13 protein-coding genes are annotated in these 14,625 nt (G+C 71.2%); 8 read left to right on the top strand and 5 right to left on the bottom strand.

Annotated elements, in window-relative coordinates; all coding sequences use genetic code 11:
• Positions 1-150 precede the first annotated feature (150 nt).
• The 3 genes from H180DRAFT_RS10250 to H180DRAFT_RS10240 are packed head-to-tail and all read left to right on the top strand — an operon-like array spanning position 151 to position 1,493.
• A complete protein-coding gene (locus H180DRAFT_RS10250) occupies positions 151-600 on the top strand; it encodes a MarR family winged helix-turn-helix transcriptional regulator (RefSeq protein ID WP_055485954.1) in 450 nt (149 codons plus the stop codon).
• Positions 601-645: 45 nt separating this feature from the next.
• Entirely contained in the window at positions 646-1,248 is a 603-nt protein-coding gene (locus H180DRAFT_RS10245; protein WP_175437754.1) for a sigma factor-like helix-turn-helix DNA-binding protein, read from the top strand.
• Positions 1,245-1,493, top strand: coding sequence for a hypothetical protein (locus tag H180DRAFT_RS10240; RefSeq protein WP_055485717.1), 249 nt, complete (start codon positions 1,245-1,247; stop codon positions 1,491-1,493). Before H180DRAFT_RS10245 ends, H180DRAFT_RS10240 begins: the two co-directional genes overlap by 4 nt.
• A 155-nt stretch (positions 1,494-1,648) precedes the next feature.
• Here the strand turns inward: H180DRAFT_RS10240 and H180DRAFT_RS10235 are convergent, their stop codons facing one another.
• Positions 1,649-2,815 (bottom strand): cystathionine gamma-synthase, encoded by a 1,167-nt coding sequence (locus H180DRAFT_RS10235; RefSeq protein ID WP_055485716.1) that lies wholly within the window; start codon positions 2,813-2,815, stop codon positions 1,649-1,651.
• A 109-nt stretch (positions 2,816-2,924) separates the two neighbouring features.
• Here H180DRAFT_RS10235 and H180DRAFT_RS10230 point away from each other — a divergent pair, with 109 nt between their 5' ends.
• Entirely contained in the window at positions 2,925-4,097 is a 1,173-nt protein-coding gene (locus tag H180DRAFT_RS10230) for a hypothetical protein (protein ID WP_055485715.1), read from the top strand.
• Between the two features lie 247 nt (positions 4,098-4,344).
• Positions 4,345-6,381: a thioredoxin domain-containing protein gene (locus H180DRAFT_RS10225; protein ID WP_055485714.1), complete on the top strand. Its 2,037-nt coding sequence runs from the start codon at positions 4,345-4,347 to the stop codon at positions 6,379-6,381.
• A 76-nt stretch (positions 6,382-6,457) separates the two neighbouring features.
• Here H180DRAFT_RS10225 and H180DRAFT_RS10220 read toward each other — a convergent pair whose 3' ends face one another.
• The gene (locus H180DRAFT_RS10220; protein ID WP_055485713.1) at positions 6,458-7,141 is read right to left on the bottom strand and encodes a TetR/AcrR family transcriptional regulator; all 684 of its coding nucleotides are present in this window, start codon (positions 7,139-7,141) and stop codon (positions 6,458-6,460) included.
• 38 nt (positions 7,142-7,179) lie between these two features.
• On the bottom strand, positions 7,180-8,769 hold the full coding sequence (locus H180DRAFT_RS10215) for an MFS transporter (RefSeq protein WP_079099997.1): 1,590 nt from the start codon (positions 8,767-8,769) through the stop codon (positions 7,180-7,182).
• A 133-nt stretch (positions 8,770-8,902) separates the two neighbouring features.
• On the opposite strand from H180DRAFT_RS10215, the gene H180DRAFT_RS10210 reads away from it, so the two are divergent.
• Positions 8,903-10,114: a pyridoxal phosphate-dependent aminotransferase gene (locus H180DRAFT_RS10210; protein WP_055485712.1), complete on the top strand. Its 1,212-nt coding sequence runs from the start codon at positions 8,903-8,905 to the stop codon at positions 10,112-10,114.
• A 166-nt stretch (positions 10,115-10,280) separates the two neighbouring features.
• On the opposite strand, the gene H180DRAFT_RS10205 is transcribed toward H180DRAFT_RS10210, so the two are convergent.
• Positions 10,281-10,688, bottom strand: a complete 408-nt coding sequence (locus tag H180DRAFT_RS10205; RefSeq protein ID WP_055485711.1) for an SCO4983 family protein — start codon at positions 10,686-10,688, stop codon at positions 10,281-10,283.
• A 235-nt stretch (positions 10,689-10,923) separates the two neighbouring features.
• A complete protein-coding gene (locus H180DRAFT_RS10200; RefSeq protein WP_055485710.1) occupies positions 10,924-12,762 on the bottom strand; it encodes a phosphoenolpyruvate carboxykinase (GTP) in 1,839 nt (612 codons plus the stop codon).
• A 467-nt stretch (positions 12,763-13,229) separates the two neighbouring features.
• Here H180DRAFT_RS10200 and H180DRAFT_RS10195 point away from each other — a divergent pair, with 467 nt between their 5' ends.
• Positions 13,230-13,865 (top strand): PAQR family membrane homeostasis protein TrhA, encoded by a 636-nt coding sequence (locus H180DRAFT_RS10195; RefSeq protein ID WP_079100027.1) that lies wholly within the window; start codon positions 13,230-13,232, stop codon positions 13,863-13,865.
• Positions 13,866-14,181: 316 nt separating this feature from the next.
• Positions 14,182-14,562, top strand: a complete 381-nt coding sequence (locus tag H180DRAFT_RS10190; protein WP_055485709.1) for a VOC family protein — start codon at positions 14,182-14,184, stop codon at positions 14,560-14,562.
• Positions 14,563-14,625 lie beyond the last annotated feature (63 nt).

Here is a 14,625-nt window from a genome sequence, read left to right as displayed (position 1 = left end):
GAGCGCCTCGGCATGCCCATGCAACCGGACATGATGACAGTGAACAGCACAGATCAGGCCCCGGATCAGCCCCGTACCGGGCATGACGCGGAACACCACGAGAGCCCCGCAGCTGCCGGCACATCCGACGAGGGGCGCGTCCTTGACGCCATGCAGCACCAGGTCGCCGTCTTCGCACGCCGGGCCGAGCAGACCCGCCTCGGAGGCATAGGCCAGGCGCGCAACTCCATGGACCGCGCCGCATACCTGCTGCTCAACAGGCTCGAGCGGAACGGCCCGATGGGCGTCAAGGCGCTCGCCTCCGGCATGGGGATCGACTCCTCGACGGTGACCCGGCAGGTCGCACCGCTCGTCGAGGGAGGCCTGGTCACCCGCACCACACACCCCGACGACGGCCGAGCCGTCGTGCTCAAGCTCTCCCCGCACGGCACCGCCCGCCTCAACCAGGTGCGCTCTTCACGGCGGGAGCTGATGGCGGTGCTCACCGACGACTGGACCGAAGAGGACCGCGAGACCTTCTGCCGGCTCCTGACCCGCTTCAACACGGCCATGGAGGGCATCCACCCCTCCACCGAGACTCCGGAAGTACCGGCCTCTTGATTTGATCAGTGCGCTTGCCGTCCTATTGCGGTACGGGAGGCGCAGGTGGGAGAGCGGCGGGCGCGAGAGCAACGCCGCCGGGCCCGGGAGTTCGAGGCGTTCGTCGCGGGCGCGGCCGGCAGACTGCTGCATGCCGCCACACTGCTCACCGGTGAGCCGTTCGCTTCCGCCCCGGCAGCGCGGGAACTGCTCGTGGGCGCCCTCTCCCGTACGTACGTGGACTGGGACCGCCTGCGCGGCGAGGACCCCTACGAGCACACACGCCAGGACCTCGCCGCCCACTTCGCACACACCGCCCGGCGCTACAGGCGCGCCCGCGGCGGTCTCCTGGCCGGGCTGCCCCCGCAGGAGCGGCTGATGCTGGTGCTGCGGCTGTACGAAGGGGTCGCCGAGGAACAGGTCGCCGCGGCGCTCGGGCTGCCCGTCGAACGGGTGCGGGCACTGTGCACCCGGGGCATGGCGACGGTCCTCAGCCATGAGAGGGCACGCAGGGGCGGGAGCCCCACCGGTGCGGTTCCGGACGCGGAGTCCGCCGCCACCGGGATCGCGTCCCGCATCGTCACCGGCCTGCGGCACAGGGGGGCGGCGGCCGCCGGGGCCGTGCGGCACGGCCCCGGCGCGGGGGGCGAGCCGAGGGGTGCCGCATGAGGCTTCCCGACCGGAAGGAGACGCAGGTCCGCCGCATCCTGGAGTCCGTGCCGCCGGCCCCCGTGCCGACGGACCTGGCCGCGCGGGCCCTGGCCCGCGGGCTGCGCATCGCGCAGCGGCGGCGCACCGCGGCGCTTGTGCTGTGGGTGTTCTTCGCAGTGGCCCTGGCGGTCGCCGTGTGGGCCGCGGTCGCGCAGCCCTGGGCGGGCGAGCCGGCGCGGACGACACCGCCGGCCGGCTGGTAGCGGCGGGCCCGTGCCGGGCCGCCCGCCGGGTGCTGCACCCGGTCCGGATCTCCCGTCGTCCGGATCTCTCGTCGCCCCGATCACTGTCGCCCGGGTCTCCTCGGCGCCGCGGGGCCGAGGAGACCGTCGTGCGCAGACCCGGACGAGCGGACTGCTCAGCCCAGCGCCTGCTGAAGATCCGCCAGCAGGTCCTCCACCGACTCGATTCCGACGGACAGCCGCACCAGATCCGCGGGGACCTCCAGCGCGGAGCCCGCCGCCGACGCGTGCGTCATCCGCGCGGGGTGCTCGATCAGCGATTCGACGCCGCCCAGCGACTCCCCGAGCGTGAACAGCTGCGCGCGGTTGCACACCTGGACCGCCGCCTCCTCGCCGTCCGCCACCCGGAAGGAGACCATCCCGCCGAAGGCCCGCATCTGCTTCGCCGCCGTCTCGTGGCCCGGGTGGGAGGGCAGCCCCGGGTAGTAGACCTGCGTGACCCGCGGGTGCGCCTGGAGCATCTCCGCCACCCGGGACGCGTTCGCGCTGTGCCGCTCCATCCGTACGGCCAGGGTCTTCGTGCCGCGCATCACCAGCCACGAGTCGAACGGGCCGGCCACCGCGCCCATCGCGTTCTGGTGGAAGGCGATCTCCGCGGCCAGCTCCGACTCGTCCAGGACGAGGGCGCCGCCGACGACGTCCGAGTGGCCGCCCATGTACTTCGTCGTCGAGTGGACGACGACGTCCGCACCCAGGGCGAGGGGCTGCTGGAGATAGGGGCTCGCGAAGGTGTTGTCGACGACCAGCCGTGCTCCTGCGCCGTGTGCGAGCTGGGCGAGTGCGGTGATGTCGCTGATGCCCAGCAGCGGGTTGGACGGCGTCTCGACCCACACCGCCTTCGTACGGTCGCGCAGTGCCGCCCGTACCGCCGCCGGGTCCGAGGTGTCGGCCACCGACCATTCCACGCCCCACCGTTCGGCGACGCGTGAGAAGAGGCGGAACGTCCCGCCGTAGGCGTCGTTCGGGACGACCACGTGGTCTCCGGGCACGAGCAGGGTCCGCAGCAGGCAGTCCTCGGCGGCCAGTCCGGACGCGAACGCGAAGGCGTTGCGCCCGCCCTCCAGGGCGGCGAGGTTCTGCTCGAGGGCGGTACGCGTCGGGTTGGCGGAGCGGCTGTACTCGTAGCCGCCGCGCAGGCCGCCGACGCCGTCCTGCTTGTAGGTGGAGACCTGGTAGATGGGCGGTACGACCGCGCCCGTCGCTGGGTCGGCGGTCTGCCCCGCGTGGATCGCGAGGGTCTCGAAGCTCTGGGGCGTGTGCCCGCTGTCGCGCTGGTCGCTCATGGGGCGAGCGTAATGCGCCGTACGGTGTAGTCAGAGCGGCTCAGGCGAACCGCTCCGGAGGATTACTCCTGTCACGTCCCGTCCGCGTACCAACGGGGAGAACGCAGCCATGGAAGCCCTGCTCGTGATGATCGCGCTGACCGCAATCTTCGGGGTCCTGGTCGCCCCTGCGATGCGCCGCCGAAGGCAGCGTCTGCAAGGTGCTCAAGGAGTCGCCCGCGCCGTCGACCCGGGTGCCGGCCACGGCTTCGTGCCGACCGAGCAGCTGGATGTGCGACTGCCCGGACCGGACCAGGAGTTCACGGAAGCGCTGGACGAGACGCAGCGGACCCAGGACTGGCAGCCGGTCGCGAGGCTGCTGGCCCTCACCGGCGACGAGTGGGAACTGCGCTGGCAGCGGGTGCAGTCGATGGCGGGCGCCGCGGCGATGGAACTGGCGCAGGCGCGGGCGCTCGGCGCACCCGATTCACCGGCCACGGGCAGGGGCGGCTCGGCCGGAGGCGTCTCCTTCAGCAAGGAACCGGGCCTGCGCGACGCGCGCTGGCTTCGCGAGTGGCGCACGCAGCAGCCCGCCGACCCCGGCGGCGCCGAGGTCTACGCCCAGTTCCTGGTGTGGCAGGCCGTCGCAGACCCCTCCTCCGCCGACCACCGCATCATCCTGGAAGAGGCACGCACGGTCTGCGAGGAGGCCGCCCGGCTGGCTCCCGAGGACCCCACGCCGCACATAACCGAACTGTTCATCGCCCGCCATCTCTCGTACAGGCGTGCCGACTTCGAGGAACTGTGGGCGACGCTGCGCCGCAAGGCACCGGACCACATGGGTGCGCATCTGGCGGCACTGCCGTACTGGTCGGAGAAGGGCTGCGGCTCGCGCGCCGAGGCCGACGCTTTCGCGCAGACCGCCGCCGCCCACGCCCCCGAGGGCACGCTGCTTCCCGCGCTTCCGCTCTTCGCGGCCTACGAGCACCTGCCGGAGGTCAACGTCGTGCGCGGGCTCTATCAGAGCGCGGAGATCGAAAAGGCCGTGGAGGCAGCGGAGTTCGCCGTCGACCAGGTCGAGGCCGACCATCCCGTGCGGCCGCACGTCCTGCACCTGCTGGTCTGTTTCCTCGTACGCGCCGAGCGGTACGGCGAGGCGATGGACGCGCTGCACGTCGTCGACGGCTACGTCGGCGCGCTTCCGTGGGCGGACTCGGGCGACCCGGCGAGCCACTACTCGGCGTACCGCGCCCTGGCCGTCTCCGGCTGGGAGGCGACGGGCGGAGACCGCGCCCAGCTCTGAGGCGGCGGGCTCACGGCGGGCGGCTCCGGGGCGGACGGCTCCGGGGCGGACGGCTCCGACGCGGCCGGTCCGATACGGACGATGTGGCCGGCTCCGACACGGACGGTGCGAGTGCCGGAACCGCTCCGCCGTGAGGGGCGCGGGGCCGCACGGAGATGAGCCGTCCGGAGGGCGGACGCACCCGCGAAGACCTCCGCCGGGGGTGCGGGTTGTGGGTGCACGGGGGCACGTCAGGCACGATGGACGGATGGCCAACCGACTCGCGGACGAGACGAGCCCGTACCTCCTTCAGCACGCGGACAACCCGGTCGACTGGTGGCCCTGGTCGGAGGCCGCCTTCGACGAGGCGCGCACGCGGGGGGTGCCGGTGCTGCTCAGCGTCGGTTACGCCAGCTGCCACTGGTGCCACGTCATGGCCCACGAGAGCTTCGAGGACGAGGCCACAGCCGGATACGTCAACTCCCACTTCGTCCCCGTCAAGGTGGACCGGGAGGAGCGCCCCGACGTGGACGCCGTCTACATGGAGGCCGTGCAGGCGGCCACCGGCCAGGGCGGATGGCCCATGACCGTCTTCCTCACGCCCGCCGCCGAACCGTTCTACTTCGGCACCTACTTCCCGCCCGCTCCCCGCCACGGCATGCCCTCCTTCCGGCAGGTGCTCGAAGGCGTCGCCACCGCGTGGTCCGACAGGCGCGAGGAGGTCACCGACGTGGCCGGCCGGATCGTGCGGGACCTGGCCGCGCGGAGCATCCGCTACGACCAGCCGCAGCCGCCCGGCCCCGAGGAGCCGGCCACGGCGCTGCTGGAGCTGACCCGTGAATTCGACGCCGAACGGGGCGGTTTCGGCGGTGCCCCGAAGTTCCCGCCGTCCATGGCGCTGGAGTTCCTGCTGCGCCACCACGCCCGCACCGGCTCGGACGGCGCACTGGAGATGGTCCAGAGGACCTGCGAGGCGATGGCCCGCGGCGGCATCTACGACCAGCTCGGCGGCGGATTCGCGCGCTACTCCGTCGACGCGGGCTGGGTCGTGCCGCACTTCGAGAAGATGCTCTACGACAACGCCCTGCTGTGCCGTGTCTACGCCCACGCCTGGCGGAGCACCGGTTCAGCCATGGCCCGCCGGGTCGCCCTGGAGACCGCGGACTTCATGGTCCGCGAACTCGGCACGCCCCAGGGCGGGTTCGCCTCGGCACTCGACGCCGACAGCGACGACGGCGACGGCAGGCACCGCGAGGGCGCCTACTACGTGTGGACGCCCGCCCAGTTGACCGACGTCCTCGGCGAGGAGGACGGGCAGTGGGCTGCCGCGTACTTCGGCGTCACCGACGAGGGCACCTTCGAGGAGGGCGCCTCCGTCCTTCAGCTCCGGGACGGGGCGCAGCCCTCCGACGACTCACGCGCCGCTTCCGTACGGGAGAGGCTGCTGAGCGCCCGCGGCCGGCGGCCGCGTCCCGAACGTGACGACAAGGTCGTCGCGGCGTGGAACGGACTGGCCGTCGCCGCGCTCGCCGAGACCGGCGCCTACTTCGACCGTCCCGATCTCATCGAGGCCGCCTCCGCCGCCGCACACCTGCTGACCCGCCTGCACCTGAACGGCGACGGCCGTATCGCCCGCACCTCGCGCGACGGGACGGCAGGCTCCGGCGCCGGCGTGCTGGAGGACTACGCGGACGTGGCCGAGGGCCTGCTCAGCCTCTACTCCGTGACCGGAGAGGCCGCCTGGCTCGACAGCGCAGGTGTGCTGCTGGAGACGGTGCTCGACCACTTCACGGATGCCGACGGCGCGCTCTACGACACCGCCGACGACGCCGAAGCACTCATCCGCCGCCCGCAGGACCCCACGGACAGCTCCACACCCTCGGGCTGGACTGCCGCCGCGCAGGCACTTCTCTCGTACGCGGCGTACACCGGCAGCTCACGTCACCGCGATGCCGCGGAGCGTGCGCTCGGCATCGTGCGGGCACTCGCACCCCGCGCGCCGCGCTTCATCGGGTGGGGGCTCGCCGCGGCCGAGGCCGCCCTGGACGGCCCGAGGGAGATCGCCGTCGTCGGCCCGCACACGGACCCCGGCACGGGCACGCTGCACCGTACGGCGCTGCTGGCGACCGCGCCCGGAGCGGTGGTCGCGCTCGGCGAGCCGGGTTCCCCGGCGGCGCTCGACGTGCCGCTGCTGCGGGACCGCCCGCTGCTGGACGGGAACCCGACGGCCTATGTGTGCCGCAACTTCACGTGCGACGCGCCGACCGCCGACCCCGAGGTGCTGGAGCAGTCACTGCGGAACTGACTTCCCCGGGAGCCGGGACGTGGCTCCCGGGTCCGGGCGCGGGGGTCCGGGGCTCGGGGTCCGGGGCATTGCGCCCTCAGCCCTGCGGGCCCGGGGGCGTCCCCGCCCCCTGGGCGCCGAGGGCCTGCGGAATTCCCCGCTCCACCACGCGCAGCGCCCGCTCGACGACCGCGAACAGGTCCTCCTCCGGCTCGTCGCTCCCGGCCCAGAAGAACATCGCCTCGGACATGGCACCCACCAACGCACCTGTGCACACCCGCAGTTCGAGGGTGTCCGCGTCCCGCCCGGTCCGCCCGGCCAGTGCCTCCGCCAGCATCCGCACCGTCTGCGACATCTGCTCGGTCATCCGGGCACGCAGCGCCGGCACTTCCAGCACGAGCCGGATCCGCTGGTGGGCCTCGGCGGGCTCGCGGCCGGGCTCCTGGCGCATGCTCTGCCCGATCACCTCCAGCATGGCCTTGCGCAGCGCGGTGACCGGCGGCTCGTCGGCGGGACGGGCCAGCAGCGCGTCGTGCATCAGAGGGTCGTACTCGTCGGTGAGGACGATGTCTTCCTTGGTCGGGAAGTAGCGGAAGACGGTGCTGGGGGAGACTTCCGCCTCCTCCGCGATCCGCTCGACGGACGTGGCGGCGTAGCCCTGCTCGCCGAAGAGCCGGTAGGCGGCCTTCCGGATCGCCTGCCTGGTCTTGATCTTCTTCCGCTCGCGCAGCCCCGGACGGGACTCGGACACGGCGGAGGGCTCGGTACGTGCAGGGGCCATGGGCCTCATTGTCTGCCATCCGGGTCCACCGGGGCCAGCTACGAGCCGTGTGCGGAGCGCACGGAGCCGGGCCCGGGCCCCTCCTCCGCCCTGCCGGCCTCCTCGGCGGCTTCCGTTTCCGGCGCCTGCCGGCGGCTCCCCGCCGGGAGCAGCGCCGTGGTGAGCGCCGCCGCGAGCGCGGCGCAACCGCAGACGAAGAGCACCTGTGTCATGCCGTCGACGAAGGCCGCGTCCGCCGAGGCCGCCAGCTGTGCCGAGTGCATCCTCGCGGCGACGGCGTGGGCGGCGATCACGGAGTCCCCGGCCGCCTCCGCGGCGGCCGCGGGCAGTCCGTCCGTAACGAGCCGGGCGGTGTACGTGCCGGACAGCAGGCTCCCCAGCGCGGCGATGCCGATGGCGGCGCCCGTCTGACGCACGGTCATCAGCAGCCCCGAACCGCTTCCCGCATGCGTGGCGGGCAGCGCCGCGAGAGCACCGTCCATGGCCGGCACCATCGCGAAGCCGACACCGAACCCGGTGATCGTCAGCCAGGTGGCCGTCGGCCCGTATCCGTCGCCCACTTCGGTACGGGCACCGAGGAAGGCGGCGAACGCCAGCACCACCAGCCCTGCGCTGATCACCGGCCGGGAGCCGAACCGTGCGGCCGCCGGCCCCGATGCGCGGGCCGCGACGAGGAGGCCGGCCATCAGCGGCAGCAGGCGCAGCCCCGTGCCGAACGCGTCGACGCCGAGCACCGCCTGGAGGTACTGCGGCAGCACGAACAGCAGCCCCGCCAGCACGAGGGTGATCAGTGTCGCGGTGAAGGCGTGCCGTGCGAACGTGGGCCGTGACAGCAGATTCAGGTCCAGCATCGGCCGCTCGACCCGGCGCTCCCGCAGCACGAGCGCCGCCAGCAGCACGGGTGAGGCCGCGAGAGTCCCGACGACGTACGGGTCGCTCCATCCTCGCGCGGGTCCCTCGATGATGCCGAAGACGAGGGCGCCGAGGCCGGTGACGCTCAACACCGCGCTGAGCGCGTCCACATGGGGCGCTGACTCGTCACGGGACTCGGGCAGCAGCGTGAGGCACACGAGAATGCCGAGCGCGGCGAGCGGCACGTTGACGAGGAAGACCGAACCCCACCAGAAGTGGTCGAGGAGCCAGCCGCCGAGCAGGGGCCCGAGCGGCATGCCTCCGGCCACCGATGCGGTGATGATGCCGACGGCCTTGGTGCGCTCCTTCTCGTCCTGGAAGAGGGACGGGATCACCGACAGTGCGAGCGGCGTGACCAGGGCGGCTCCGAGGCCCATGAGGGCACGGGCCGCGATGACCCACCCGGCGTCGCCGGCGAGGCCGCCGAGCAGTGAGGCGGCAAGGAAGACCGTCAGACCCGCGACGAGCAGCCGTCGCCGTCCGAAGCGGTCACCGAGCAGTCCCGCCGGCAGCATCGCGGCGGCGAAGACGACGATGTACGCGTCCACGATCCACTGCATCTGCCCTGTTCCGGCGCCGAGTTGGCGTCCCATCGCGGGGAGGGCGACGTTGAGGATCGTCAGGTCGAAACCCAGCACCAGCATGCTCGTGCCGAGAGCTGCGAGGGCCCACCAGCGGCGCGGGTCGGGCTGTGTCGTCATGGTCGACGTCGTCATGGCCAACTCCGATGGTCAGTGTCTTTTGACAGTGACTCTCAAAAAGTTTCACCTGTCAAGACGCGTGCCCCGCCGTACCCCGGGTGGCCAATAACACGTGGCCGCGCTCCAGGCCGGCCCGTAAGGTGGCGGAATGCAGGTGATCCAGTCGGCGAAGCTCGCAAACGTCTGTTACGAGATCCGGGGCCCCGTCCTGGAAGAGGCGATGCGGCTGGAGGCAGCAGGGCACCGCATCCTCAAGCTCAACACCGGCAATCCGGCGCCCTTCGGGTTCGAGTGCCCGCCGGAGATCCTCGAGGACATGATCCGCAACGTGGGCGAGGCCCACGGCTACGGCGACGCGAAGGGGCTTCTCTCCGCGCGCCGCGCGGTGATGCAGCACTACCAGACGCAGGGCATCGAGCTCTCCGTCGAGGACATCTACCTGGGCAACGGCGTGTCCGAGCTGATCCAGATGTCGATGCAGGCCCTGCTCGACGACGGGGACGAAGTCCTCGTGCCGGCCCCCGACTACCCGCTGTGGACGGCGTCGGTCTCCCTCTCCGGCGGCAAGGCCGTGCACTACCGCTGCGACGAGCAGTCGGACTGGATGCCGGACCTGGCCGATATCGAGAGCAAGGTCACCGACCGCACCAAGGCGCTCGTCGTCATCAATCCGAACAACCCCACCGGTGCGGTGTACGACGAGGAGATGCTGCGCGGCCTCACGGACATCGCGCGGCGGCACGGGTTGATCGTCTACTCCGACGAGATCTACGACAAGATCCTCTACGACGGCGCGACGCACACGCCCACGACTCTCATCGCCCCCGACCTGCTCACCGTCACCTTCAACGGGCTCTCGAAGGCCTACCGGGTGGCCGGGTACCGCAGCGGCTGGATGGCGGTGTGCGGGCCCAAGAGCCATGCGCAGAACTACATCGAAGGGCTGACGATCCTCGCCAACATGCGGCTGTGCGCGAACATGCCCGCGCAGCATGTGGTGGCGGCGGCGCTCGGCGGCCGGCAGTCGATCAACGACCTCGTGCTGCCCGGTGGGCGGCTCCTGGAGCAGCGCGACATGGTCCACGGGCTGCTGACGCAGATCCCCGGTGTGACGTGCGTGAAGCCGAAGGGTGCGATCTATGCGTTCCCGCGGCTCGACCCCAAGGTGTACAAGATCAAGGACGACCGGGAGATGGTCCTCGACCTGCTGCGCGCCGAGCAGATCATGATCGTCCACGGCACGGGCTTCAACTGGCCCGACCCCGACCACTTCCGCATCGTCAACCTGCCGCCGGTGAACGAGCTGGAGGACGCGGTGACGCGCATCGGAGCCTTCCTGGAGGGCTACAGCCAGCCCTGAGTTCCGCTTCCTCGCGGGTGCGCGGGCGCGCATGTCCCCGCGTCATGGGTGCGGCCCGCACCTCCCGCCGTCGGCGGCCGCCGGCGCAGCTCGACGTTCCTCGGTCCAGTGCCGCTCATCTGCCTCACGCACCTCGGTGCACGTGTGTGCTCTCGGCGCCTCGCGGTCAGGCAGCCGTGAGGCCGAGGGCCGAGGCGTGGAAGTCGCGGGACTGGCTGGCCACCACGACGGCGGGTTCGTCGTTCCGGTACGTGGCGATCACGACCGCGTGGCCCGCGAGGGTGTGGGCCCTGTGGTGCAGGGAGTCGATGTGCGCCGGGTCGGCGAGATGCTCCGACGGCGCGGCCCGCAGGGGGGCGGTACCGTCGCGCAGGCGCGTGACCTGGGCGGCCAGCTCCTCCGCGGCCTCGTCCAGTTCGTCGGACGGAGTGAGGGCCCGCAGCTCGTCCGTCACCGTCAGCAGTGCCGTGAGGTGCCCGGCCAGACGGATGTCCAGCTCCTCTTCCCGCGTGCGGTGGGGGAAGTCGGCCTCGGCCATGGCATGTACCGACTTGCTGCGGATCGGTTCGTACACGGTCGGCCTCCTGCGTCGCGTCGCCTGGATGACAGCCTAACTTAGACTCGGTCTAAAGTTGAGCCATGTACATTTAAGGTCCGGACGACAAGTGCCTCCGTCACATGGCGCGCATGGAACGGGACGGACCGGCACGCACCTGTCCGCGGCGCTCGCGGCGAACGGTGTCCGCACACAATGGCGCCCCTCACCCGACGGTGAGGGGCGCCATTGTGCAACCGGAAGACGGCGGGCGTCAGCCCAACCGCTCGACCAACGCGCGGTATTCGTCCCACAGTTCCTTCGGCGTGTGGTCACCGAAGGTGTTGAGGTGCTCCGGGACCAGCGCGGCTTCGTCGCGCCAGACCTCCTTGTCCACCTCCAGCACGAAGTCGAGCTCCGCGTCCGTCATGTCGAGGCCGTCCCGGTCGAGGGCCTCCTTCGTGGGAAGAACGCCGATGGGCGTCTCGACGCCCTCCGCCTCGCCGTTCAGCCGCTGCACGATCCACTTGAGCACGCGGCTGTTCTCGCCGAAGCCGGGCCAGACGAACTTGCCGTCCTGGTCCTTCTTGAACCAGTTGACGTAGTAGATCTTCGGCAGCTTGGCCTGGTCGGCGTTCTTGCCGACGTTCACCCAGTGGGCGAAGTAGTCGCCCATGTTGTAGCCGCAGAAGGGGAGCATCGCGAACGGGTCGCGGCGCAGCTCGCCTGCCTTGCCCTCGGCCGCGGCGGTCTTCTCGCTGGCGACGTTCGCGCCGAGGAAGACGCCGTGCTGCCAGCTGAAGGACTCCGTCACCAGCGGCACCGCGGTGGCGCGGCGGCCGCCGAAGAGGATCGCGGAGATGGGCACGCCCCTCGGGTCCTCCCACTCCGGCGCGATGATCGGGCACTGCCCGGCCGGGGTGGTGAAGCGGGCGTTGGGGTGGGCTGCCGGCGTCCCCGACTCGGGGGTCCAGTCGTTGCCCTTCCAGTCGGTGAGGTGAGCGGGCGTCTCCTCGGTCATGCCCTCCCACCACACGTCGCCGTCGTCGGTGAGGGCGACGTTGGTGAAGACCGAGTTGCCCCAGAGGGTCTTCATGGCGTTGGCGTTGGTGTGCTCGCCGGTACCGGGGGCGACGCCGAAGAAGCCGGCCTCCGGGTTGATGGCGTACAGCCGTCCGTCCTCGCCGAAGCGCATCCACGCGATGTCGTCGCCGATGGTCTCCACGGTCCAGCCCTTGACGGTGGGCTCGAGCATGGCGAGGTTCGTCTTCCCGCAGGCCGAGGGGAATGCTGCGGCGACGTACTTGGACTCACCGCGCGGCGGGGTGAGTTTGAGCACGAGCATGTGCTCGGCGAGCCAGCCCTCGTCGCGCGCCATGACGGAGGCGATGCGCAGCGCGTAGCACTTCTTGCCGAGCAGGGCGTTGCCGCCGTAGCCCGATCCGAAGGACCAGATCTCGCGGCTCTCGGGGAAGTGGGAGATGTACTTGGTGTCGTTGCACGGCCAGGGCACGTCCTGCTCGCCGGCCTCCAGCGGGGCGCCGACGCTGTGGACCGCCTTGACGAAGAAGCCGTCCTCGCCGAGCTCGTCGAGGACCTGCTGTCCCATGCGCGTCATGGTGCGCATCGAGACGGCGACGTACGCGGAGTCGGTGATCTCGACTCCCAGGGCGGAGAGCGGGGAGCCGAGCGGGCCCATGCAGAAGGGGACGACGTACATGGTGCGGCCGCGCATGCAGCCGCGGAAGATTCCTCCCTCACCGTTCTCGCCCTGGAAGACGGCCCGCATCTCGTCGGGGGCCTTCCAGTGGTTGGTGGGGCCGGCGTCCTCCTCCTTCTCGGAGCAGATGAACGTGCGGCCCTCGACGCGTGCGACATCGCTGGGGTCGGAGGCGGCGTAGTAGGAGTGCGGCCGTTTCACCGGGTCCAGCTTGGTGAACGTGCCCTTCTCGACGAGCTCTTCGCACAGGCGCTCGTACTCCGACTCGGAGCCGTTGCACCAGACGATCCGGTCCGGTTCTGTGAGAGCGGCGATTTCCTCGACCCAGGAGACCAACTCCTGGTGGCGGGTGGGAACGGGGTTGATGGCGGGAGCCGCAGAACTGCGCGCCACGATCTCTCCAGACGTTGAGGGTTCGGCGGACAACTGCACTGGTATCCGCATTTTTTCTGCTTTGTGCTTGAACTCGCCCCTTGGGGGCCGCGACCCGGATGCGTTCGTGGTGGTGGTGCTGTGCTGGTGCGTCGGCGCGGCTCGCTCATCCGGTGTCACCCTTGCTCCTCTGAGCATGGGAGCGTATCGGCCGCCTGTCCAGATGGAAAGGATGTGTCCATCACCACTCCGATGAGCGGCCTGTGGCCTCGAAAGAGCATGTCGCCGGTTACGGCCCCGTAGCTACGATGGGCCGTATGACTGACGCGCCCCCTCCGCTTGAGCCTGTGAACTGCGCGGACTCCGAAGACGGGGCGGACGGGATCCAGAAGCCGGAGAGCACCGGCAGTTCTGCCGCCGCCACCTTGGAGTCGGCCGCCACGGCGGTCACTTCGGCTGCTTCCCGGGGTGCAGCCGCGATCCCCGCGATGATCAAGCCGCGGCTGCGCGGCTGGCTGCACGCCGGGATGTTCCCCGCCGTGCTCGCCGCCGGGATATTCCTGACCGCGCTCGCCGACAGCACCCGCGGCCGCATCGCCTGCGCCGTATACACGCTGACGGCGTGTCTGCTCTTCGGTGTGAGCGCCCTCTACCACCGGGGGGAGTGGGGGCCGAGGGCAAACGCCGTACTGCGCCGCCTCGACCACGCCAACATCTTCCTGATCATCGCCGGGACGTACACGCCGCTGACCATCCTGCTCCTGCCCGCCGGACCCGGATCGCCGCTGCTGTGGGGGATCTGGGCCGCGGCTCTCCTCGGCATCGGCTTCCGCGTGTTCTGGGTCGGCGCCCCGCGCTGGCTCTACACGCCGTGCTACATCGCGATGGGGTGGGCGGCCGTCTTCTACCTGCCCGACTTCCTGCGCGAGGGCGGCATCGCCGTGCTGGTGTGCGTGGTCGTCGGCGGACTGCTGTACAGCGCCGGCGGTGTCGTCTACGGCATCAAGCGGCCCAACCCGTCACCGCGCTGGTTCGGGTTCCACGAGGTCTTCCACTCGTTCACACTGGCCGCGTTCATCGTGCACTACGTGGGGATCTCGCTGGTGGCCTACCAGCACGCGTAGCCCTTGCGCCCGGCGAGCCCGGGACGCAGGCCCGGGCGAGCCGGGGCGGGCCCGGAGCCGGCACGGGCGCCGGGCCGTCCGGGGCGACGCCCGGCACGCACCTGCCGGTCAGGGCCCTGCCCGGTTCCGTCCTCACGGGCGCGAGAGAGCTCAACTCCGGTTCTGCGGCCCGGGGATGCCCCTCAGGAAATCCCTTCGCACCTGCTCGCCCCGCCCAGTACGGTCTCGGGGTCTGTGCCCTTCCGGGAGCCAGGAGATCAAGAGATCCGCGCGCGGCCGTCCCGGCAGTCGGTTCCCACGCTGAGAGTAGGTTCGTATGGCTTGTCGCATCAGTGAACTCGTGCTCGGTTGCCGCGAGCCCGACGTGCTGGCGCGGTTCTGGTGCGAGGTCCTGGACTTCGTGGTGCTCGACCGCGAGGACGACGGCACCCTCGAGATCGGGCCGCGCGAAGGGTTCGGCGGCCCGCAGCCGACGATCATCCTCAGCAGCAGGGACGAGCCGGAGAAGGGGAAGTCCCGGCTGCACATCGACGTCAACGCCACCGACCGCGACATGGACGCGGAGCTCGAACGCCTGCTGAAGCTCGGGGCGCGCCGGGCCGACATCGGCCAGAGCGGCGAGGAGCCCTGGCACGTCCTCGCCGATCCCGAGGGCAACGAGTTCTGCCTGCTCAAGGCCCGCCTCAACCCGCTCTGACGGCTCTGGTCCCGCGGCACGCCCCTGATGCCCGACGTCGGTTCTCCGCCCGGCCGCGGCGAG

This window comes from Streptomyces sp. WMMB 322 (assembly GCF_900090145.1).
Classification (GTDB): Bacteria; Actinomycetota; Actinomycetes; order Streptomycetales; family Streptomycetaceae; genus Streptomyces.
The sequence above is the reverse complement of the archived record's forward strand: the minus strand, read 5'-3'. Positions and strand labels throughout refer to the sequence as shown.